16 protein-coding genes and 1 tRNA gene are annotated in these 19,519 nt (G+C 70.0%); 13 read left to right on the top strand and 4 right to left on the bottom strand.

Going from position 1 to position 19,519, the window contains the following annotated elements; all coding sequences use genetic code 11:
* Window positions 1-68 precede the first annotated feature (68 nt).
* From ABZT04_RS16770 to ABZT04_RS16760, 3 genes are all read left to right on the top strand, one after another.
* A complete protein-coding gene (locus tag ABZT04_RS16770; protein ID WP_019063265.1) occupies window positions 69-242 on the top strand; it encodes a hypothetical protein in 174 nt (57 codons plus the stop codon).
* A gap of 3 nt (window positions 243-245) precedes the next feature.
* Window positions 246-479 (top strand): hypothetical protein, encoded by a 234-nt coding sequence (locus ABZT04_RS16765; protein WP_003976229.1) that lies wholly within the window; start codon window positions 246-248, stop codon window positions 477-479.
* 137 nt (window positions 480-616) lie between these two features.
* A tRNA-Ala gene (locus tag ABZT04_RS16760) sits at window positions 617-689 on the top strand.
* 127 nt (window positions 690-816) lie between these two features.
* On the opposite strand, the gene ABZT04_RS16755 is transcribed toward ABZT04_RS16760, so the two are convergent.
* Complete coding sequence (locus tag ABZT04_RS16755) at window positions 817-2,430, bottom strand: NADH-ubiquinone oxidoreductase-F iron-sulfur binding region domain-containing protein (protein ID WP_356057065.1); 1,614 nt, start codon at window positions 2,428-2,430, stop codon at window positions 817-819.
* Window positions 2,427-3,755, bottom strand: a complete 1,329-nt coding sequence (locus tag ABZT04_RS16750; protein WP_356057063.1) for a cytochrome b/b6 domain-containing protein — start codon at window positions 3,753-3,755, stop codon at window positions 2,427-2,429. Before ABZT04_RS16750 ends, ABZT04_RS16755 begins: the two co-directional genes overlap by 4 nt.
* 434 nt (window positions 3,756-4,189) lie before the next feature.
* Between ABZT04_RS16750 and leuS the strand changes: the two genes are divergently transcribed.
* The 5 genes from leuS to ABZT04_RS16725 all read left to right on the top strand — a co-directional run bounded on the left by leuS (window position 4,190) and on the right by ABZT04_RS16725 (window position 12,981).
* Window positions 4,190-7,078, top strand: a complete 2,889-nt coding sequence (leuS, locus tag ABZT04_RS16745; protein WP_356057060.1) for a leucine--tRNA ligase — start codon at window positions 4,190-4,192, stop codon at window positions 7,076-7,078.
* A gap of 143 nt (window positions 7,079-7,221) precedes the next feature.
* Window positions 7,222-7,953 carry a hypothetical protein gene (locus ABZT04_RS16740; protein ID WP_356057057.1) on the top strand — a complete coding sequence of 244 codons (732 nt, stop codon included), beginning with the start codon at window positions 7,222-7,224 and terminating at the stop codon, window positions 7,951-7,953.
* A 108-nt stretch (window positions 7,954-8,061) separates the two neighbouring features.
* Entirely contained in the window at window positions 8,062-8,907 is an 846-nt protein-coding gene (locus tag ABZT04_RS16735; RefSeq protein ID WP_356057055.1) for a DegV family protein, read from the top strand.
* A gap of 175 nt (window positions 8,908-9,082) precedes the next feature.
* Window positions 9,083-10,288 carry a ComEA family DNA-binding protein gene (locus tag ABZT04_RS16730; RefSeq protein WP_356057053.1) on the top strand — a complete coding sequence of 402 codons (1,206 nt, stop codon included), beginning with the start codon at window positions 9,083-9,085 and terminating at the stop codon, window positions 10,286-10,288.
* A complete protein-coding gene (locus tag ABZT04_RS16725; protein ID WP_356057050.1) occupies window positions 10,285-12,981 on the top strand; it encodes a ComEC/Rec2 family competence protein in 2,697 nt (898 codons plus the stop codon). Before ABZT04_RS16730 ends, ABZT04_RS16725 begins: the two co-directional genes overlap by 4 nt.
* A 90-nt stretch (window positions 12,982-13,071) precedes the next feature.
* Here ABZT04_RS16725 and ABZT04_RS16720 read toward each other — a convergent pair whose 3' ends face one another.
* Window positions 13,072-13,992: an alpha/beta hydrolase gene (locus ABZT04_RS16720; protein ID WP_356057048.1), complete on the bottom strand. Its 921-nt coding sequence runs from the start codon at window positions 13,990-13,992 to the stop codon at window positions 13,072-13,074.
* A gap of 56 nt (window positions 13,993-14,048) precedes the next feature.
* Between ABZT04_RS16720 and ABZT04_RS16715 the strand changes: the two genes are divergently transcribed.
* The 4 genes from ABZT04_RS16715 (at window position 14,049) to holA (ending at window position 16,801) form a co-directional block, all read left to right on the top strand.
* On the top strand, window positions 14,049-14,636 hold the full coding sequence (locus ABZT04_RS16715; RefSeq protein WP_356057046.1) for a TetR/AcrR family transcriptional regulator: 588 nt from the start codon (window positions 14,049-14,051) through the stop codon (window positions 14,634-14,636).
* A gap of 28 nt (window positions 14,637-14,664) precedes the next feature.
* Complete coding sequence (locus tag ABZT04_RS16710) at window positions 14,665-15,459, top strand: arylamine N-acetyltransferase (RefSeq protein WP_356057044.1); 795 nt, start codon at window positions 14,665-14,667, stop codon at window positions 15,457-15,459.
* 35 nt (window positions 15,460-15,494) lie between these two features.
* Window positions 15,495-15,740: a hypothetical protein gene (locus ABZT04_RS16705; protein ID WP_033285933.1), complete on the top strand. Its 246-nt coding sequence runs from the start codon at window positions 15,495-15,497 to the stop codon at window positions 15,738-15,740.
* Between the two features lie 71 nt (window positions 15,741-15,811).
* Complete coding sequence (gene holA, locus ABZT04_RS16700) at window positions 15,812-16,801, top strand: DNA polymerase III subunit delta (RefSeq protein WP_356057040.1); 990 nt, start codon at window positions 15,812-15,814, stop codon at window positions 16,799-16,801.
* A 177-nt stretch (window positions 16,802-16,978) separates the two neighbouring features.
* Here holA and rpsT read toward each other — a convergent pair whose 3' ends face one another.
* Window positions 16,979-17,245, bottom strand: coding sequence for a 30S ribosomal protein S20 (gene rpsT, locus ABZT04_RS16695; RefSeq protein ID WP_019074070.1), 267 nt, complete (start codon window positions 17,243-17,245; stop codon window positions 16,979-16,981).
* A 232-nt stretch (window positions 17,246-17,477) separates the two neighbouring features.
* Between rpsT and lepA the strand changes: the two genes are divergently transcribed.
* Complete coding sequence (gene lepA, locus ABZT04_RS16690) at window positions 17,478-19,352, top strand: translation elongation factor 4 (protein ID WP_356057038.1); 1,875 nt, start codon at window positions 17,478-17,480, stop codon at window positions 19,350-19,352.
* Window positions 19,353-19,519: the final 167 nt, after the last annotated feature.

Raw genomic sequence — 19,519 nt, 5'->3', positions numbered from 1 at the left:
CGTATTGGTCCGGCCGTGGCAGAATCAAACGGCCGGAAGGGGGCGCGGCCCGACGGGAGGGAGTAGCGATGCCTGCGAGCATCATCGAGGAGGTCGACCACCTCTTCGATGCGGCGTTGATACGGGATACGATCACCCGCCTGAGCTGCCCTTCCTGCGGTTCCGCCCACGTGGCCCAAGTCCTCGGTGACAACGGCGGAGTTTCCTACGTGTGCACGGCCTGCGGCCACAGCTGGAGCTGATCGATGGGTGCACACAGGCGAAAGTGCGACTGGTGCGGCAGTGGGACGCCGATCGTCCGTGACATGGAACCGGTGAATCCCGACTACCAGTACTGGTGCGAGGAGTGCGCGCGGGCGCTGATCATAAAAGGCGACCCGATCGAGACGTACCGCGAACTCGAGGGGGAGCCGATCTACGGTCGGCTCCTCGAAGAGCACTGCACTTTGAAGCGGTTCTATTCGTTCGTCACCGCTTGACTCCGGCCGGGACCCGCGAGGAGGTCCCGGCGGACGGAAACGATTTGGTGGTGCACCGGGTCCACCGGTACTGTTGGCGTCGCCGCCAGGGAGACCCGGGGGCGCGGACGATATGCGGCTCCGCCGCGTGGCCGCAAGGGGCTATAGCTCAGTTGGTAGAGCGCCTGCATGGCATGCAGGAGGTCAGGAGTTCAATTCTCCTTAGCTCCACAGAAGTCGAAGGCGGGTCATCCGAGAGGATGACCCGCCTTCGGTGTATCCGGGGGGAGTTGGCGCCGCACATGGCGTGGTGGGCCGCCCTCTTTGTGGAGAGCGGCCCACCGTTCGTCTGCTTGCCTCAGCGGCCCAGGGCGCGCCGGCCGCGGCCCTGGGAGAGGACCGGCAGGTTGCGGGACGGGCCCTTGTCCCGGGCGGTCTCCTCCTCCAGGCGGAGGGCGAGCGCCGGGCAGCGGCGCACCGCGCGGAGCGCCTTCGCCTCCGCGTAGCGCGGCACCTGGGCCTGCGCGACGGTGGGGAATCCGTCCGCGCCGAGTTCGAAGACCTCCGGGAGGATGTCCGCGCACAGACCGTGGCCCCGGCACAGCGTCCAGTCGACGTAGATCTTCTGACGGCTGGGACCGCTCTCCTCGGCCTCCGCGCCGCTCGTGATGCCCGCCGGGAGCTGGCCGCCCTCGAAGAGCGGCAGAACGCCCTCCACGGGCCTTCCGCAGCCGTTTCCGAGGACGTGGGCGGCGAGGTCGTCCGTGAACGCCTTGATGGTCGACTCCAGGAACATCGCGGAGCCGTCCGGGTGCGAGCACGCGCCGCGCCGCTTCACGGCCTTGGCGACCTGCTTGAGCGCCTCCAGGGCGGCCGGGCCGCCGCCGTTGAGGATGTCCTCCATGCCGCGTGCGGCGGCGGGCAGACCGAGGTAGCAGGGACCGCACTGTCCCGCGCTCTCGTCGGCCAGCCATTGGGCCACGCGCAGCGACTCGCCCAGGGGGCAGGTCTCCTGGGTGATCGGCATGATCGCGCCGGCGCCGAGCGCACCGCCCACCGCGTCCAGGGAGTTGCGGGAGACGATCGCCTCGTTGACCGTCGCCGCGTCGATCCACTTGCCGTGGTATCCGCCCGTCAGCACGCCCTGGGGGACCGGCGGGGCGCCGGCCAACTGCAGGACGTAGCGCAGCGGTACACCGGTGGGGACCTCGATCACCATGGGGCGCGCGACCGCCCCGGAGACCGTGAGCATGACGGTGCCGGGCTCGTCGTAGAGGCCGGTGTTGCCGTAGCGCTCCGGGCCGATGCGGGCGGCGATGGCGAGTTGGGCGAAGGTCTCGGCGTTCGACAGCAGGGTCGGGGCGCCGCCTACGCCGGTCTGGGAGGCGCTGACCTTGCGGCCGGGCGGGATCGCCGGGCCGCCGTCGATCGAGCGGATCAGTGACGCGGCGGCACCCGTGACCATGCGGACCGGGTTGCGCTGGACGAACGCCTTCAGCGCCGAGCGGCGGCTGTTGCTCAGGCCGCGTTCGGAGAGCGCGGCCTCCATGGAGCGCTGGGTCGACTCCCTGGTGACCCCCACCACGAGCGTGCGGGCACCCAGGGCTTCGGCGACCAGCAGCGCGCCGTCCAGGATGAGGTGCGGGGCACGGTTGATGAGCACCGTGTCCTTGCGGCAGGCCGGTTCGTCCTCGCTGCCGTTGACGACGACAACGGGTCGTACGCCGCGTTTGATCGCCGCCTCGGCGACCGACCGCAGCTTCTTGTGGAAGGGGAAGCCCGCGCCGCCGCGGCCCTTCAGGTTGATGGCCTCGGAGAGCTTCGCGAGCTGCTCCCCGCCCATCGGTTCGAGCGGCCCATGCACCTTCAGGTGCATGGGCAGGTCAAGTCTCTCGACAAGGTCGAAACCCGACGTGAGCTGAGGAAGTCCGACGACGCGGACTTCCGGGACGTCGGGCAGGGCCTCGTTCACCTATAGCCTCCGGAAGGCGTGTTCCAAGGTTCGCCCGAGTTGCCCGGCGCGTCGAAGTCGTACGAAGCACCAGGCGTCTGATCAGTGGCGGGACCGCTGTTGTACGTGTCATTGCGGTTGTACGTACCGGAGGCACCATTCGACTCACCGGTGTCGTACACATATCCCTCGCCGTACCCGCCCGCGCCCGAATTGTTGTTGTACGTCGGGATGTTGTATCCGGTGTCCTGGAGCGGGTCGTAGGCCGACGGGGGCGCCTCGCCGACCGGCGGCGGCGACGGGATCGGCCAACTGCCCGAGGTGCTGCCGCCACTGTCCACGCGCGGGGCCGCCTGAGTGTTCTGCATGTCCATCGGTACGTTCATGCGCGAGGTCTGGTCGGTGACGAACGGCATCTGACCGGTGGAGTCGGGCGCGGCGGTGCGGTAGGCGGCCGCGAAACCGTTCGACGGCTCCGGGGTCATGGACCTCGTCTCGTACATGGAGGGGTCCACGCGCGGGACGGAGCCGGTCTCGGTGAACGAGGGCTGCTGCGCGGCGCGTCGGCCCTCGGCCGGCCGTCGGCTCTCGTAGCCCGGCAGCGCGGACTCGGCCACACGGCCCCGGCTCGCGTCGAGTTCGTCGAGACCAGGCCGCTCCTCGTTGCCCAGGAGCATGGCGATCCTGTCGGCGAACCGCCGCTTGAAGGGGCGGGGTGCCGAGCGCAGGGCGAGGGCGGCGGCGACCCCGACCAGGCACAGCTCGTACGAGATCATGAAGAACGGCTTCGCCGCGCGGCCCGCGAACAGGCCGTGGACGAGCGCCGCGCACCAGGCCGGGTAGGCCAGCATGTGCATCGCGCGCCAGCGGGCGGCGACCGGCGCGGGGGAGGCGAACTGGTTGCGCAGGGCGCCGGTGATGCCCACGAAGATCATGAGCAGGCCGGCCAGGGAGCCGAGGCCGATGAGCCCGGCGCTGCCCTTCACGCCGAGGCTGAAGGGGATCAGCGCGGCGATCAGGACGGTGTGGTCGAGCGCCAGCTTCACTGTGATGTGGATCACGAGGAAGGCGATCGAGCCGACGGCGGTCACCCGGTGGATGCCCTGGGCCACAATCCGCTGGCGGATGTTGAGGACGACCCGGTCCTGGGCGACGAGCCCCCAGATCACCGAGCAGGTGAGGGAGACGAGCGAGAGAACGCCCGCACCGAAGTTGAGGAAGTCCTGCACACGGCTGCCTCCGAGCAGCACGAACACGGGTATGAAGAGCAGGACGACGACGCTCATCACGCCATAGGCCGAACGGCCCGGCTTGGGGAGCGAACTGGTACTACGACGAGGGTTCATGGGGGCAACTCCGAGCAGTATCGGGAAAGCGGTCCCGCTGCCGAACTCTAAGTGGCTCCATACCGGTGGGTACGAGGTTTGAGTTATTGCGTTGTTATCAAGTGACTATGCGGTTGTAGTGATGTCCCTTAGGGGGCGTTACGCGAAGTAACCCTTGGCGACTGTGTGGTCTCGGTGCGGTCCTGGGCGTGATGCGCGGGGGCATCTAGAAGCCATACGGAAGCGCGTCGCGTTGTGCTCAAGCGCTGCGGTACCCTCATGCCATGCGTGCTGTACGCCTTCTGCTTAGCGAGCCGCGCTGATGAGTCCCGACCACCGGTGATCGGTGAGGTCGGAATCGGCGCGGCGTCCCCTCCTGTGCGAGGGGATTTTTCATTTGTTGGATGTCGCAGCATGAACCGCTGGCAGAGACGATCGATGGAGCTTTGAGGATCATGAGCGAGACGAACCCCGCTGCCGCCTCCGAGGCGGTCGCGCCGCACCGCTACACCGCCGCCATGGCCGCGGACATCGAGGCACGCTGGCAGGACTTCTGGGAAGCCGAGGGTACCTACGAGGCGCCGAACCCGAGCGGCGACCTGGCCGGCGACCCCGAACTGGCCGCCCGGCCCAAGAAGTTCATCATGGACATGTTCCCATACCCCTCGGGTGCGGGCCTGCACGTCGGCCACCCCCTGGGTTACATCGCCACCGATGTGTTCGCCCGGTTCCAGCGGATGACCGGCCACAACGTGCTGCACACCCTGGGCTTCGACGCCTTCGGCCTGCCCGCCGAGCAGCACGCCGTGCAGACGGGCGAGCACCCCCGGATCACCACCGTCGCCGCCATCGACAACATGAAGTCCCAACTGCGCGCACTGGGCCTGGGCCACGACAAGCGCCGGTCGTTCGCCACGATCGACCCTGAGTACTACAAGTGGACCCAGTGGATCTTCCTGCAGATCTTCAACTCCTGGTACGACGACGAGGCCGACAAGGCCCGCCCGATCGCCGAGCTGATCGCCCAGTTCGAGACCGGTGAGCGAGCCGTACCGGGGCACGCGCGCGCGTGGCCGGAGCTGAGCGCCACCGAGCGCGCCGACGTCCTGAGCGAGTTCCGCCTGGCCTACGCCTCCGACGCACCCGTCAACTGGTGCCCCGGCCTGGGCACCGTCCTGGCCAACGAGGAGGTCACCGCCGACGGCCGCTCAGAGCGCGGCAACTTCCCCGTCTTCAAGGCCAAGCTGCGCCAGTGGAATATGCGCATCACCGCCTACGCCGACCGGCTGCTGGCGGACCTGGAGGAGCTGGACTGGCCCGAGGCCATCAAGCTGCAGCAGCGCAACTGGATCGGCCGCTCCGAGGGCGCCCGCGTCGACTTCCCCGTCGACGGCGAGCACATCACCGTCTTCACCACCCGCCCCGACACCCTGTTCGGCGCGACCTACATGGTGCTGGCGCCCGAGCACCCGCTGGTCGACAAGTTCACGCCGAACGCCTGGCCCGAGGGCACCCACGACGTGTGGACCGGCGGTCACGCCACGCCCACGGAGGCCGTCGCCGCGTACCGCGCGCAGGCCGGCACCAAGTCCGACGTGGAGCGGCAGGCCGAGGCCAAGGACAAGACCGGTGTCTTCACCGGCGCGTTCGCGACCAACCCGGCCAACGGCGAGCGGATCCCCGTCTTCATCGCCGACTACGTACTGATGGGCTACGGCACCGGCGCGATCATGGCCGTCCCGGCGGGCGACCAGCGCGACTTCGACTTCGCGCGCGCCTTCGAGCTGCCGATCCACTGCATCGTCGAGCCGACCGACGGCCGCGGCACCGACACGTCCACCTGGGAGGACGCCTTCGCGTCGTACGACGCGAAGATCATCAACTCCTCGAACGACGACATCTCCCTGGACGGCCTGCCCGTCCCCGAGGCCAAGGCCCGCATCACGGAGTGGCTGGCCCGCAAGGGCATCGGCGAGGGCACCGTCAACTTCCGCCTGCGCGACTGGCTGTTCAGCCGCCAGCGGTACTGGGGCGAGCCCTTCCCGATCGTCTACGACGAGGACGGCGTCGCCCACTCCCTGCCCGAGTCGATGCTGCCCCTGGAGCTGCCGGAGGTCGAGGACTACTCTCCGCGCACCTTCGACCCGGACGACGCGAACACGTCCCCGGAGACGCCCCTGTCCCGCAACGAGGACTGGGTCGCCGTCACCCTGGACCTGGGCGACGGCCGCGGCCCCCAGAAGTACCGCCGCGAGACCAACACCATGCCGAACTGGGCCGGTTCCTGCTGGTACGAACTGCGCTACCTGGACCCGCACAACGACCGGAAGCTGGTCGACCCGTCCATCGAGCAGTACTGGATGGGTCCCCGCGCGGACATGCCGCACGGCGGAGTCGACCTGTACGTCGGCGGCGCCGAGCACGCCGTACTGCACCTGCTGTACGCGCGGTTCTGGTCCAAGGTGCTCTTCGACCTGGGGCACATCTCGTCGGCCGAACCGTTCCACAAGCTGTTCAACCAGGGCATGATCCAGGCCTACGTCTACCGGGACAGCCGGGGCTTCCCGGTGCCGGCCGCCGAGGTGGAGGAGCGCGACGGCGCCTACTTCTATCAGGGCGAGAAGGTCTCCCGGCTGCTGGGCAAGATGGGCAAGTCCCTGAAGAACGCGGTCACTCCGGACGAGATCTGCGACGAGTACGGCGCCGACACGCTGCGCCTGTACGAGATGGCCATGGGCCCGCTGGACGTGTCCCGGCCGTGGGACACGCGCGCGGTGGTGGGCCAGTACCGGCTGCTGCAGCGGCTGTGGCGCAACGTCGTCGACGAGACGACCGGCGAGGTCACCGTCGTGGACGTCCCGGACGCCGACATCGACGTGGACACGCTGCGTGCCCTGCACAAGGCCATCGACGGGGTGCGCCAGGACCTGCAGGGACTGCGCTTCAACACGGCCATCGCCAAGATCACCGAGCTGAACAACCAGCTGACCAAGGCGGGCGGCGCGGTGCCGCGCTCCGTCGCCGAGTCGCTGGTGCTGCTGATCGCGCCGCTGGCCCCGCACATCGCCGAGGAGCTGTGGCGCAAGCTGGGCCGCACCGACTCGGTGGTCCACCAGGACTTCCCGGTCGCCGACCCGGCGTACGTCGTGGACGAGAGCGTGACCTGCGTCGTGCAGATCAAGGGCAAGGTCAAGGCACGCCTGGAGGTCTCCCCGACGATCTCGGACGCCGACCTGGAGAAGGCCGCGCTGGCCGACGAGAAGGTCGTCGCCGCGCTGGAGGGCGCGGGCATCCGCAAGGTCATCGTGCGGGCGCCGAAGCTGGTGAACATCGTTCCGGCGTAGGTGCCGTCGTCGGAGTCGTACGGAGGTGTGGGGGTAGTCCCCTACGGGCAGGTTCGGGGTTCTTTTGGAACTCCGGGCCTGCCCTTTGCGTTTACCGTTGAAGAGCGGCGCGGTGTGTGCCGCCCGGAGCCGGTGGAGGAGCGTTGGAAGCCGTGATCGCAGTCTTCGCCCTTCTCTTCCTGCTGTTCGTGGTCCTTGGCGGCTATGCCGCGGTGAAGGCGATCGGTGCGGCCAAGCGCGGCGTCGACCGCACCGTCGCGCAGGCCCGACGCACCGTCGAGGACCACACCCTGCGCGCCAAGTCCTTCGCCCAACCGGGACCACAGGGACAGGTGGCCCAACTGCGGCTCGCGCTGCGCACATCGATGCGCGCGACCCAGGACGCGCTGCACGCGGGCGTGACCCAGGACGAGTCGCTCAAGGAGTCCCTGGGCCTCTTCGAGCGGCTCAGCGCACACGGCCGCGAGCTCGACGGCGAGCTCAGGCGCCTGGAGTCGGAGCCGGACCGCGGCACCCTCGCCGAGCGGCTGCCCGCCCTGCGCGAGCGCACCGAGCGCATCACGAAATCGGCGGACTCGCTGCGCTGGGCCGCCCGCGACCGTGCCGGCCGTTTCGCGGAGGACGACCTGGACGCGCTGAGCGCCCAGATAGACGTGGAGGCCGGCGCCCTGCGGCACTGGACGAAGTCGGAGCACACACCGCCTCCGTGGCCCGACGCCCCGCCCGCCGACAGCGCGACGGCCCAGCAGACCTGGCCGGAGACCCCGCGCTCCCGCCCCGCCACCGAGGAACCGGCTCCGTCCGCCATCGCACCGCCGGGACGACGCCCGACCTACCCCTGGCAGAAGAAACCCCGTCCCGAGAGCACGACTTGATCGGGCGGCACGGCTCGGTCCGACGGCATGGGGTGATCCCGCCGGATCCGGCCCAGGTGAGAGGGGTCGGGCTGCCGCCCGGCCGCTACGGCAGGTAACCTCCAGCTCATGTCCCGCCATGTCGCGATCGTCACCGATTCAACGGCCTACCTGCCGCCGCTGACGATGGAGCGCCACGGCATCACAGCGGTCCCACTGACCGTGGTCCTGGGCGATCGGGCGCTCGAAGAGGGCACCGAGATCTCGACCCGCTCCCTGGCCCAGGCCCTGCAGAAGCGGCGCCCGGTCACCACCTCGCGCCCCAGCCCGCAGCTCTTCGCGGAGACCTATCGCAAGGTCGCCGAGTCCGGCGCCAGCGGAATCGTCTCCCTCCACCTCTCCGCCGAACTCTCCGGCACCTACGACGCGGCGGTCGTCGCAGCGCGTGAGGCACCTGTGCCGGTGCGGGTCGTGGACACCGGGATGATCGCGATGGCCCTCGGTTTCTGCGCACTCGCCGCGGCCGAGACGGCGGAAGCGGGCGGCACCGTGGACGAGGTCGTCACAGCGGCGGAGAAGCGCGCCGCGGGCACCGCCGCCTACTTCTACGTCGACACCCTCGACTATCTGCGCCGGGGCGGCCGTATCGGCGCGGCCCAGGCCCTGCTGGGCTCCGCGCTCGCCGTGAAACCCCTGCTCCAGTTGGAGGGCGGGCGCATCGAACCCCTGGAGAAGGTGCGGACGGCGTCGAAGGCGATCGCCCGCCTGGAGGAACTCGCGGCCGACCGTGCGGGCAGTGCCCAGGTCGACATCGCCGTCCACCATCTCTCCGCACCCGAGCGGGCGTCGGCCCTCGCGGACCGGTTGCGGGTACGGGTGCCCGGGCTGGCCGAGCTGCATGTGAGCGAGGTCGGGGCGGTGATCGGGGCGCATACCGGGCCTGGTTTGTTGGGGGCTGTGGTTTCGGCGCGGTGAGGGGTGGCTCCGCCGGGTGAACGGTTCCTCGGCGCACGGCACTTCGATTCTTCGAGGGGGAGATTTTCGGGGGCCGATGATTCGTGTGGGTGACGGAGTTATCCACAGCTGGGCGGTCGTCCCCGGGAATTGACCAAGATCATCGCGAAGTCGCAGGATGTCCGATCCTCGGCGCATGGCACTTCGATCACGCTCACACACAGCGACCGCGACCAGCGGCCCGGGCCGCGCCCCGTCCTCCGACGGCCGAACCCGGCATCGCCGCCAACCGACACGGCGGCGGGCACATCGGCAGGCTTCGGCGGAGGAACTCCGGCGACGCGCGGAGGTGCTCTTCGCTGAACGTGGCGGGGAGCGGGGGGAGTTGGGGAATGGGCCGCCAGGGGAGGAACGGGCGGTGGGGGAGGGCGAGGGCGGGGCCGCCAAGGGCCTTTCCTCGCCGGTGGCTGAAGCCGTGGGACGCCCTGTTCGGCCTGTGGCCAGGGCCGCGGGACTTCGGTTTCCGGCACCTGTGGATGTTCGTCCGCGAAGTGTTCCGGAGGAGGGCGAGTGGGCGGCTCCGGTGGGATCACCGAGGGATGCCGCACCAGAGCCTGATGTCTTCTCGCATACCGGATATGCCGAGGATTCCGGTGTCCGGGGCGATCGGGTGGCGGGGGCCTGGCGGGAGCGGCTCGGGGTGGCGCTGCGGGAGCGGATGCCGGTGTGGGTGCAGACGCGGTGCGGGCTGGAGCGGCGGAGCGCGGTCGCGCTAGGCGTGCTGCTGGTCGTGGCCGCCGTCTTCGCCCTACAGCACTTCTGGGCGGGCCGGACCCAGCCCGTGCGCGCTCCTGAGGTGGTCCGGGCGGTGGCTCCCTACGGAGACAGGACCACGGGCGAAGAGGGCCGCCCGCGTGCCTCATCGGCCGGAGCGCCGGGTGTTTCGAGTGCGGCCGGCGCCCAGATCGTCGTGGACGTCAGTGGCAAGGTCCGGGCACCCGGGGTTCATCGGCTTCCGGCCGGTTCGCGGGTGACCGACGCGCTGCGGGCGGCCGGTGGAGTGCGCCCGGGCACGAACACCGAGGGGCTCAATCGTGCCCGGTTCCTCGTGGACGGGGAGCAGATCGTCGTCGGCGGTGCCGCCCCTGCGGCGGTGCCCGGCACAGGCGGTGCGAACACGGTGGGTTCCGCCGCGGGAGCGGCACCGACGGCACCGATCTCCCTCAACACCGCTACTGCGGACCAGCTCAACACCCTGCCCGGCGTGGGACCCGTGCTGGCCCAGCACATCATCGACTACCGCACCCAGCACGGCGGTTTCCGCTCGGTGGACGAGCTGCGCCAGGTCAATGGGATCGGCGACCGACGCTTCTCCGATCTGCGGGACCTGGTGCAGCCATGACCCTCGTCCAAGGTGGCGGTCCGCCCGGGTCGGTGACTCCTCGCCGAGACGTGCACGCCGCCTCCGGCAATCGGCGGGGCGCCGCACACCCCCAACAGGAAGGGCCGACGGATCTACGACTCGTACCGCCCGCGCTCGCGGCCTGGGCGACGGCGGCGCTGGCGCTGGAGGCGTCGCCGGCCTGGGTCACCGGGGTCGCCGTCGCCGCGCTGGCGGTGGCGCTCGTACTGCTTCTGGTGACGCGGCGACGGCGCCGGTGCAGCGCGGGCGACGACAGTCGTAGCCCATCTGAGCCGGACGCATGCGCAGCCCGCTCACCGGATGCACGCTCAGCCCGCTCACCGGACGCAGGTCCGGCCCTCTCGCCGCAAAGGCTCCGCCTCACGTCGTCATGGCGGCAGGCCGCCTGGCCCCGTGCCTCGATCTCCGCCCTGCTCCTCTCCATCGCCGCGGCCGCCGCCTCAGCCGGGCTGCACGGGGCCGATCTGCGCCGAGGACCGGTGCCGGAGTTGGCGCGGGAGTACGCGGCCGTGACCGCGGAGGTGGAGGTCGGTTCCGATCCCCGGCTGACCCGGCCCCGGATCAGTGGGGATCACGCGGCTCCGGTCTCCGTGCTGGTCGAGGCCGAGGTGCGACGGGTGGAGGAGACGGACGGGACGGTCGTGGACACGCGGGCGCCGGTGCTGCTGATCGTCGACCCGGGCTCGCGCAGCAAGGGCGCGGCGTACGGCGTGCGGGGTTTCCATGGTGGGCCGGAGCGTTCGCCCTGGCTCGGGCTGCTTCCTTCCACGCGGGTGAGGGTGACCGCGCGGTTGGCGCCCTCGCTCACCAGCGGGGACCGGGTCGCGGCCGTGCTGCGGGTGCGGAACCAGCCGGTGCCGGAGGTGGTGGGAGAGCCGACCGGAGCACAGAGATTCGCGGGGCGGCTGCGGGCCGGACTGCGCGAGGCCACCGACGGTTTGCCGGCCGACGCTCGGGCCCTGCTGCCCGGGCTGGTCGTCGGGGACACCGCGCGCATCACACCCGAGCTGGACGAGGCCTTCAAGGAAACGGACCTCGCCCACACACTCGCCGTCTCCGGAAGCAACCTGACCATCCTGCTCGCCCTCCTCATCGGACCACCCGGCCTCGCGCAGCACATCGAACGCCGAGGTCTGGCACCCCGCCTGGGGATCTCCCTCCGGGCGACCGCCCTGCTCGGCGGGGTGCTCACACTCGGGTTCGTCGTGGTGTGCCGCCCCGACCCGAGCGTTCTGCGGGCCGCCGCCTGCGGTGCCGTCGCGCTGCTCGCCCTGGCGACCGGACGCCGCAGATCACTGATCCCGGCACTGGCGACGGCCGTGCTGCTCCTGGTCCTCTACGACCCGTGGCTGGCCCGGAGTTACGGCTTCCTGCTCTCCGTGCTGGCCACCGGCGCCCTGCTCACGCTCGCGCCGCGCTGGAGCGAGGTGCTGCGGAGGCACCGGGTTCCGCCTCGGCTGGCCGAGGCGCTGGCCGCCGCTGCCGCCGCGCAGGCGTTGTGCGCGCCGGTCGTGGCCGTGCTGTCGGCACGGGTCAGCCTGGTGGCGGTGCCGTGCAACCTGCTCGCGGAGGTCGCTGTCGCACCGGCCACGGTGCTGGGTTTCGCGGCACTGGCGACGGCACCGCTGATGATGCCGGTGGCCAAGGTCCTTGCCTGGGGCGCGAGTTGGCCCACCGGGTGGATCGGGGATGTCGCTCGCACCGGGGCGGCGCTGCCGGGCGGGGGAGTGGACTGGCCGGGCAGTTGGACCGGGGCGCTGCTGCTCGCCGTGGCCGTCGCGGCCCTCGTGCTGGTCGGCCGACGCTTGCTGGGGCATCCCTGGCTGTGCGGTGTCTGCGGGCTGCTTCTGCTGCTGGTCGTGGTGGAGCCGGCGCCACTGACCCGGGTGATCACGGGCTGGCCGCCGCCGGGTTGGCGGTTCGCGATGTGCGATGTCGGGCAGGGGGACGCGACGGTGCTCGCGGCGGGCAAGGGCGCCGGCGTCGTCGTGGACGCCGGACCCGATCCGAAGCTGGTCGACCAGTGTCTGCGCACGCTCGGTATCACCAGGATCCCGCTCGTCGTCCTGACCCACTTCCACGCCGACCACGTGGCGGGCCTGCCCGGGGTGCTGCGGGGCCGCTCGGTGGGCGCCATCGAGACGACCTCCTTCGAAGAGCCCGCGGACCAGGCCGAGTTCGTACGGAGAGCGGCAGCGGAACGGAACATCCCGATCACCCGGGCCGTAGCGGGGGAACAGCGACGCACCGGTCCGCTCGCCTGGCAGGTGCTGTGGCCCCCGCCGCGCCCGGCACCGGACCCGGACGGGCCGAACGACGCCAGTGTCGCCCTGCTGGTACGGACGGCCGGACTGCGCCTGCTGCTGCTCGGGGACCTCGAACCCCCGGCCCAGCAGGAGCTGTTGAGGTCACCGGCGGCCGCGTTGCTGGGAGGCGTGGACGTACTCAAGGTCGCCCATCATGGGTCCGCTTACCAGGACCCGGAGCTGATACGGCGGGTGGCCCCGAGGCTGGCCCTGATCTCCTGCGGTGAGAACAACGTCTACGGCCACCCCGCCCCGAGCACGGTCGCGGCGCTGCGGTCGATGGGAGCGGTGGTCCTGCGGACGGACGTGGACGGTGCGCTGGCGGTGGGAGGAGCGGGCGCCGGACTTCGGGTGACACGGGACTGAGGGCGGGGGCAAGGGAGAGCGGGGTGGGGCGGGGAGGGGGAGGGGGAGGGGGGAGGAAGACGGACCCGGCGAAACTCCGCCACGCACGCGTCAGACGTGCGGCACCCCCGACACCGGTTTGCCGTCGAGGAACTCCCCCAGGATCTCGGTGAACCGCGTCGGCTGCTCCTCTGCCGGGTAGTGGCCGCAGTCGTCGAGGACCACCTCGGTGACGTCGTCGGCCGCCAGCCGCATCGTCTGGGCGGCGTTCGCGCCGCTCCACAGCGCGCCGCCGACGGCGAGCACCGGCAGCGTCAGCCGGGTCTTGGCGCGCCGCTCGTTCTGCGCGATCGTCTCGTCCAGCGCCCGGTAGTACGCGAAGCTCGCCCGCAGCGCGCGAGGATCCGCGGTGATCGCGTCGACGTAGACATCGACGGCGTACGCGGGGATCGAGGTCGGGGTGGCGGCCTTGGTGGCGAACTGCCAGCCGAAGAAGATCCGCTCCCGTCCTCGGACCAGTTCCTCGTTGAGCTCGGTGAGCCGGTTGAAGCCGAACTGCCAGAGTTTCTGGTTGACCGCGGCCGGGCTGAAGACCGGCGGGGACGGTGTGAGACCGGGGATCATGGCCTCGACGATGGCGAGCCGGCCCACCCGCTCGGGGTGATCGGCGGCGAGGGCGTATCCGGTCCATGTGCCGATGTCGTGGCCGACCACGTCGAACCGGTCGTGGCCGAGCGAGGCCATCAGCGCGACCAGATCGGCGGCCAGGGTGCCGGTGTCGTAACCGTCGTCGGGCTTGTCGGAGAGCCCGGCTCCGCGCGAGTCGACGGCGACGACGGTGTGCTCGCGGGCGAGCGCGGGCATCACCTCCCGCCAGGCGTACCAGGTCTGTGGCCATCCCCCGACCAGCAGCAGCGGCGGGCCGTCCCCGCCGGTGACCGCGTGCAGTCGCAGGCCGTTCAGCTCCACGAGCCGGCTGGTGAAGACATCGGTGAACCCGTCGGGCAGCCGCAGCGAACTCAGGCTTGTCATGCCGGTGATCCTACGCATCTTTGAACGATCGTTACAAGACCTGTAGACTGACGACCATGGCAGGCCGCAAGCAATTCGACGTGGACGAGGCGCTCCGACGTGCGATGCATGTCTTCTGGCGCTGGGGCTATTCGGAGGCCTCGATCGACCGCCTGACCGAGGGCACGGGCCTGGGCCGGGGCTCGCTCTACGGAACGTTCGGCGACAAGAGCGCCCTCTTCCGGAAAAGCCTCGAACGGTACGCGCAGACCTACCACCCGCTGTACGCCAAGGCGCTGTCCGGCCCCCACCCGAGCCCGGGCGCCGTTGTGGCCGCCTACCTGAAGGTCACCCTGAACCGCATCGCCGACCCGACAGTCCCGGACGGCTGCCTGCTCACGGTGTCGGCAACGCAGTTCCCGGCCCTCGACGCGGAGGGCCAGGCGATGGTCCGCGCCCTGATCGACGTTCTGCGGACGATGCTGGAGCAGGCGTTGCGGGCGGCGGGGGCCGGTGAGCAGGAGGCGGCAGAGCTGGCGTTGTGCACGCTGGCGACGAACAAGTCCCTGGCGGTGCTGAGCCGCGTCGGATTCTCGGGCGAAGACCTGGCAACCGTCGCCGCGGCCGCCGCCCGTATCCCCGAAGGACCACATCCACTACCTTGAGAAGCCCTCTCGAACACTGACTGAGACCATGAACCCCGCACAGACTGACGCCTACCTCCGCCGGCTGGGAGCCAAGCGCCCGGCGGCGCCCACCGTCGACGCCCTGCGCGAGTTGCATCGGCGGCATCTGCAGACCGTGCCCTTCGAGAATCTGTCGGTTCATCTGGGCGAGGAGATCGCGCTGGAGGAGAACCGGCTGCTGGACAAGGTGGTCGGCGCCCGCAGGGGCGGGTTCTGCTACGAACTGAACGGATTGTTCGGCGCGTTGCTCGCCGTGCTCGGCTTCGACGTCGAGCTGCTCGCGGCGCGGGTCTACGGGGACGGCGGGCGGCTGGGGATTCCGTACGACCATCTCGCGCTGCGGGTGCGGACGGTGGACGGAGCTGTGTGGCTGGCCGATGTGGGGTTCGGGACGCACAGTCACTATCCCCTGGCCTACGAGGAGCGGGGTGAACAGGAGGATCCCGGCGGCACGTTCAGGGTCGTCGCATCGGGACCGGACGCGGCCGACCTGGATGTGGTCCGGAACGGACAGCCCGAGTACCGCCTGGAGACACGGCCTCGCGTGCTCGGTGACTTCGTGGCCGGAGCCTGGTGGCACAGCACCTCGCCCGTGTCGCACTTCACCCGGTCACTGGTCTGCTCGCGCCTCACGGACGACGGCGGGCGGATCACGCTCAGCGGACGCGGTCTGACCGTGACGGGGGCGGACGGGACCCGGGAGGTACGCGAACTGGCCACGGACGACGAGGTGTTGGCGGTGTACCGGGAGCGGTTCGGGATCGAGCTGGGGGCGGTGCCGACGGTGCGCGAGCCGGCGTAGACACGCGCGGGTACCGGATGCCGGAAAATGATCCCGTGAGTGATGTGAGACATGTGCTGGTACTGCCCGACCGTGACGCGGCTCAGGAGGCGGCGGAGGTGCTGGGGGAGCGGTTCGCGCTCGACGAGGAGCCGCGGCTGGTGCGGGACGCGCTGGCCGGTGAGGACGACGCCGAGGACGCGCAGTGGCTCCTTGTGCTGCGGGACGAGGACGGACGGCTCGATCCGGCGGAGTTGGACGCGTTCGCGGGCGAGTGGGACGGCTGGCGCGAGGAGCCGTGACCGGCACCCTCTGGGCTTCGGCGCCCGGCACTCGGGACGCGTTGTCAGTGGCGCGTGCGATGCTTTACGGGATGGCCAGGAACACTGCGAATGACGACCCTCTCGCCCCGGTGACGCTTGCCGTGGGCCAGGAGGACCTCCTGCTCGACCGTGCCGTGCAGGAGGTGGTGGCCGCCGCCAGGGCCGCCGACGCCGACACGGATGTACGTGATCTGACCTCGGACCAGTTGCAGCCCGGCACGCTCGCCGAGCTGACCAGTCCCTCGCTCTTCGCGGAGCGCAAGGTCGTGGTCGTACGCAACGCGCAGGATCTGTCCGCGGACACGATCAAGGATGTGAAGGGGTATCTCGGCGCGCCCGCCGAGGAGATCACCCTGGTGTTGCTGCACGCGGGCGGGGTCAAGGGCAAGGGGCTGCTGGATGCCGCGCGCAAGGCGGGGGCGCGGGAGGTGGCCTGCCCGAAGATGACGAAGCCGGCGGACCGGCTGGCCTTCGTGCGGGGTGAGTTCCGGGCGACCGGGAGATCGGCCACGCCCGAGGCCTGCCAGGCGCTTGTCGACTCCATCGGCAGCGATCTGCGGGAGCTGGCGTCCGCCGTCTCCCAGTTGGTCGCCGATGTCGAGGGGACCATCGACGAGGCGGTCGTCGGGCGGTACTACACCGGGCGGGCGGAGGCGTCGAGCTTCACGGTCGCGGACCGGGCCGTCGAAGGGCGGGCGGCGGAGGCGCTGGAGGCATTGCGGTGGTCGCTGTCCACCGGGGTGGCTCCGGTGCTGATCACCAGTGCGTTGGCGCAGGGGGTGCGGGCGATCGGGAAGCTGTCGTCCGCGCGCGGGGGCCGGCCGGCGGATCTGGCGCGTGAGCTGGGGATGCCGCCGTGGAAGATCGACCGGGTGCGGCAGCAGATGCGGGGGTGGACACCGGACGCGGTCTCCGTCGCGCTGCGGGCGGTGGCCGAGGCGGACGCGGGAGTGAAGGGCGGGGGGGACGATCCGGAGTACGCGTTGGAGAAGGCGGTCGTCACGATCGCCCGGGCCGCCCGGTCACGGGGGCAGGGCTAGTACCTCAGCCTCCCCCTCCGGATACAGCAATGCCCCCGAAGTGGGTCCGGGGGCACTGTACGTGGCGTGGCGACCACGATGTCTGTCCGTGAATCGAGGTAGAGGGCTCGACGTGTCCTCACGGTGGATTGCTACTGGTCCCGGCCCGCGGTGCGGGCCGAGTCAAGTGCGGAAGGATCAGCCCTTGAGCGCGGTGACCTTGGAAGCAAGCGCCGACTTCTTGTTGGCGGCCTGGTTCTTGTGGATGACGCCCTTCGAGACGGCCTTGTCGAGCTGACGCGCGGCAGCGCGCTGGTACTCGGTGGCCTTCTCGACGTCACCCGCGGCAGCAGCCTCACGGGCCTTGCGGATCGCGGTCTTCAGGGAGGACTTGACGGCCTTGTTGCGCAGCCGAGCCTTCTCGTTGGTCTTGATCCGCTTGATCTGGGACTTGATGTTCGCCACGAATGAGCCTTTGCAGGTTCTGGCACGGGGCCGCACGGGTCCCGGGCCGATGATTTTTCTTGGGGTGTGTCCCGCTGCCGAGAGGGCAGGAGACACAGCCACCCAGCCTACCAGTGGCTCCGGGAGCGGCCCAAACCGGTCGCAGGCCCTCGCTCATGGGACCATGGAGCCTACGTATAGATCCGACCCGAGACCGCAGACACTGCGGACGCCTCAAGAATCAGGACCCTGCGTGCCCGCGATCCCCAGCCATGTGCCCGAGCCGAGTCGTACCGACCCGGCGCTGATCCGCAACTTCTGCATCATCGCGCACATCGACCATGGCAAGTCCACGCTCGCCGACCGGATGCTCCAACTGACCGGAGTGGTCGACCAGCGGCAGATGCGTGCTCAGTACCTCGACCGCATGGACATCGAGCGCGAGCGCGGCATCACGATCAAGTCCCAGGCGGTGCGTCTGCCGTGGGCCCCCACGGACGGGGGCGGCGAGGGCAGTACGCACATCCTCAACATGATCGACACCCCGGGGCACGTCGACTTCACGTACGAGGTCTCGCGGTCGCTAGCCGCCTGCGAGGGCACCGTGCTGCTGGTGGACGCCGCCCAGGGCATCGAGGCCCAGACCCTCGCCAACCTCTACCTGGCGATGGAGAACGACCTCACGATCATCCCCGTACTGAACAAGATCGACCTCCCGGCCGCGCAGCCCGAGAAGTTCGCCGAGGAACTGGCGAATCTCGTCGGCTGCGACCCCGATGACGTGCTCAAGGTCTCCGCCAAGACCGGGCTCGGTGTCGACGCGCTGCTCAACAAGGTCGTCAAGGAGGTCCCGGCGCCCGTCGGGAACGCGGACGCGCCCGCCCGCGCCATGATCTTCGACTCCGTCTACGACTCCTACCGCGGGGTCGTGACGTACATCCGCGTCATCGACGGGCAGCTCAACAAGCGTGAGCGGATCCGGATGATGTCCACCAACGCCACGCACGAGCTGTTGGAGATCGGTACCAACTCGCCGGAGATGCTCGGCGCGGACGGGCTCGGCGTCGGCGAGGTCGGCTATCTGATCACCGGGGTGAAGGACGTCCGCCAGTCCAAGGTCGGTGACACGATCACCACCCTGAACAAGGGTGCGACCGAGGCTCTCGGCGGATACAAGGACCCCAAGCCGATGGTCTTCTCGGGCCTGTATCCGCTGGACGGTTCCGATTACCCGGAGCTGCGCGAGGCCTTGGACAAGCTCCAGCTCAACGATGCCGCGCTCGTGTACGAGCCGGAGACCTCGGCCGCGCTCGGCTTCGGTTTCCGGGTCGGGTTCCTCGGGCTGCTGCACCTGGACGTGATCCGGGAGCGGCTGGAGCGCGAGTTCGGGCTCGACCTCATCGCGACGGCGCCGAACGTGGTGTACCGGGTCGACATGGAGGACGGCAGCGAGCATGTCGTCACCAACCCGAGCGAGTTCCCCGAGGGGAAGATCGACAAGGTCTACGAGCCCGTCGTACGGGCGACGATCCTCGCGCCCTCGGAGTTCATCGGTTCGATCATGGAGCTGTGCCAGGCCCGGCGCGGCACCCTGCTCGGTATGGACTACCTGTCCGAGGACCGGGTGGAGATCCGCTACACGCTGCCGCTCGCGGAGATCGTCTTCGACTTCTTCGACCAGTTGAAGTCCAAGACCAGGGGCTATGCCTCGCTCGACTACGAGCCCACCGGCGAGGTGACGTCCAGCCTGGTCAAGGTGGACATCCTGCTGCACGGCGACAAGGTGGACGCCTTCTCGGCGATCACGCACAAGGACGCGGCGTACGCGTACGGGGTGCGGCTGGTCGCCAAGCTGCGGGAGCTGATCCCGCGGCAGGCCTTCGAGGTGCCCATCCAGGCGGCCATCGGCTCGCGGGTGATCGCCCGCGAGACCATCCGCGCCATCCGCAAGGACGTCCTCGCCAAGTGCTACGGCGGTGACATCTCCCGTAAGCGGAAGCTGCTGGAGAAGCAGAAGGAGGGCAAGAAGCGGATGAAGATGGTGGGTTCCGTGGAGGTTCCCCAGGAGGCCTTCATCGCGGTGCTGTCCAGTGACGACAGCGGTGGCGGAGGCAAGGGCAAGAAGTAGCTTGATGTACGGGGCCCGTTGCGCTGTCGCGCGGCGGGCCCTGTGTCTGGGCTCTGGAGGAAGTGACGGTCCGCCGCCCCTTACGCACCGGCCGGTCGCGGCTTACTCTGATCACTGCTCGATAGTTACTCGCGAGTTAAACAACAGCCGCATTGAGCCAACCGCCG

The sequence above is a fragment of the Streptomyces sp. NPDC005492 genome, from assembly GCF_040605995.1.
Lineage (GTDB): Bacteria > Actinomycetota > Actinomycetes > Streptomycetales > Streptomycetaceae > Streptomyces.
The sequence above is the reverse complement of the archived record's forward strand: the minus strand, read 5'-3'. Positions and strand labels throughout refer to the sequence as shown.

Bases quoted from the DNA above. Each gene is read 5' to 3' on its own strand.
- ABZT04_RS16770 (WP_019063265.1), top strand. From the start codon at position 69: ATGCCTGCGAGCATCATCGAGGAGGTCGACCACCTCTTCGATGCGGCG.
- ABZT04_RS16765 (WP_003976229.1), top strand. From the start codon at position 246: ATGGGTGCACACAGGCGAAAGTGCGACTGGTGCGGCAGTGGGACGCCG.
- ABZT04_RS16750 (WP_356057063.1), bottom strand. From the start codon at position 3,755: ATGAACCCTCGTCGTAGTACCAGTTCGCTCCCCAAGCCGGGCCGTTCG.
- leuS (WP_356057060.1), top strand. From the start codon at position 4,190: ATGAGCGAGACGAACCCCGCTGCCGCCTCCGAGGCGGTCGCGCCGCAC.
- ABZT04_RS16735 (WP_356057055.1), top strand. From the start codon at position 8,062: ATGTCCCGCCATGTCGCGATCGTCACCGATTCAACGGCCTACCTGCCG.
- ABZT04_RS16730 (WP_356057053.1), top strand. From the start codon at position 9,083: ATGGCACTTCGATCACGCTCACACACAGCGACCGCGACCAGCGGCCCG.
- ABZT04_RS16725 (WP_356057050.1), top strand. From the start codon at position 10,285: ATGACCCTCGTCCAAGGTGGCGGTCCGCCCGGGTCGGTGACTCCTCGC.
- ABZT04_RS16720 (WP_356057048.1), bottom strand. From the start codon at position 13,992: ATGACAAGCCTGAGTTCGCTGCGGCTGCCCGACGGGTTCACCGATGTC.
- ABZT04_RS16715 (WP_356057046.1), top strand. From the start codon at position 14,049: ATGGCAGGCCGCAAGCAATTCGACGTGGACGAGGCGCTCCGACGTGCG.
- ABZT04_RS16710 (WP_356057044.1), top strand. From the start codon at position 14,665: ATGAACCCCGCACAGACTGACGCCTACCTCCGCCGGCTGGGAGCCAAG.
- holA (WP_356057040.1), top strand. From the start codon at position 15,812: ATGGCCAGGAACACTGCGAATGACGACCCTCTCGCCCCGGTGACGCTT.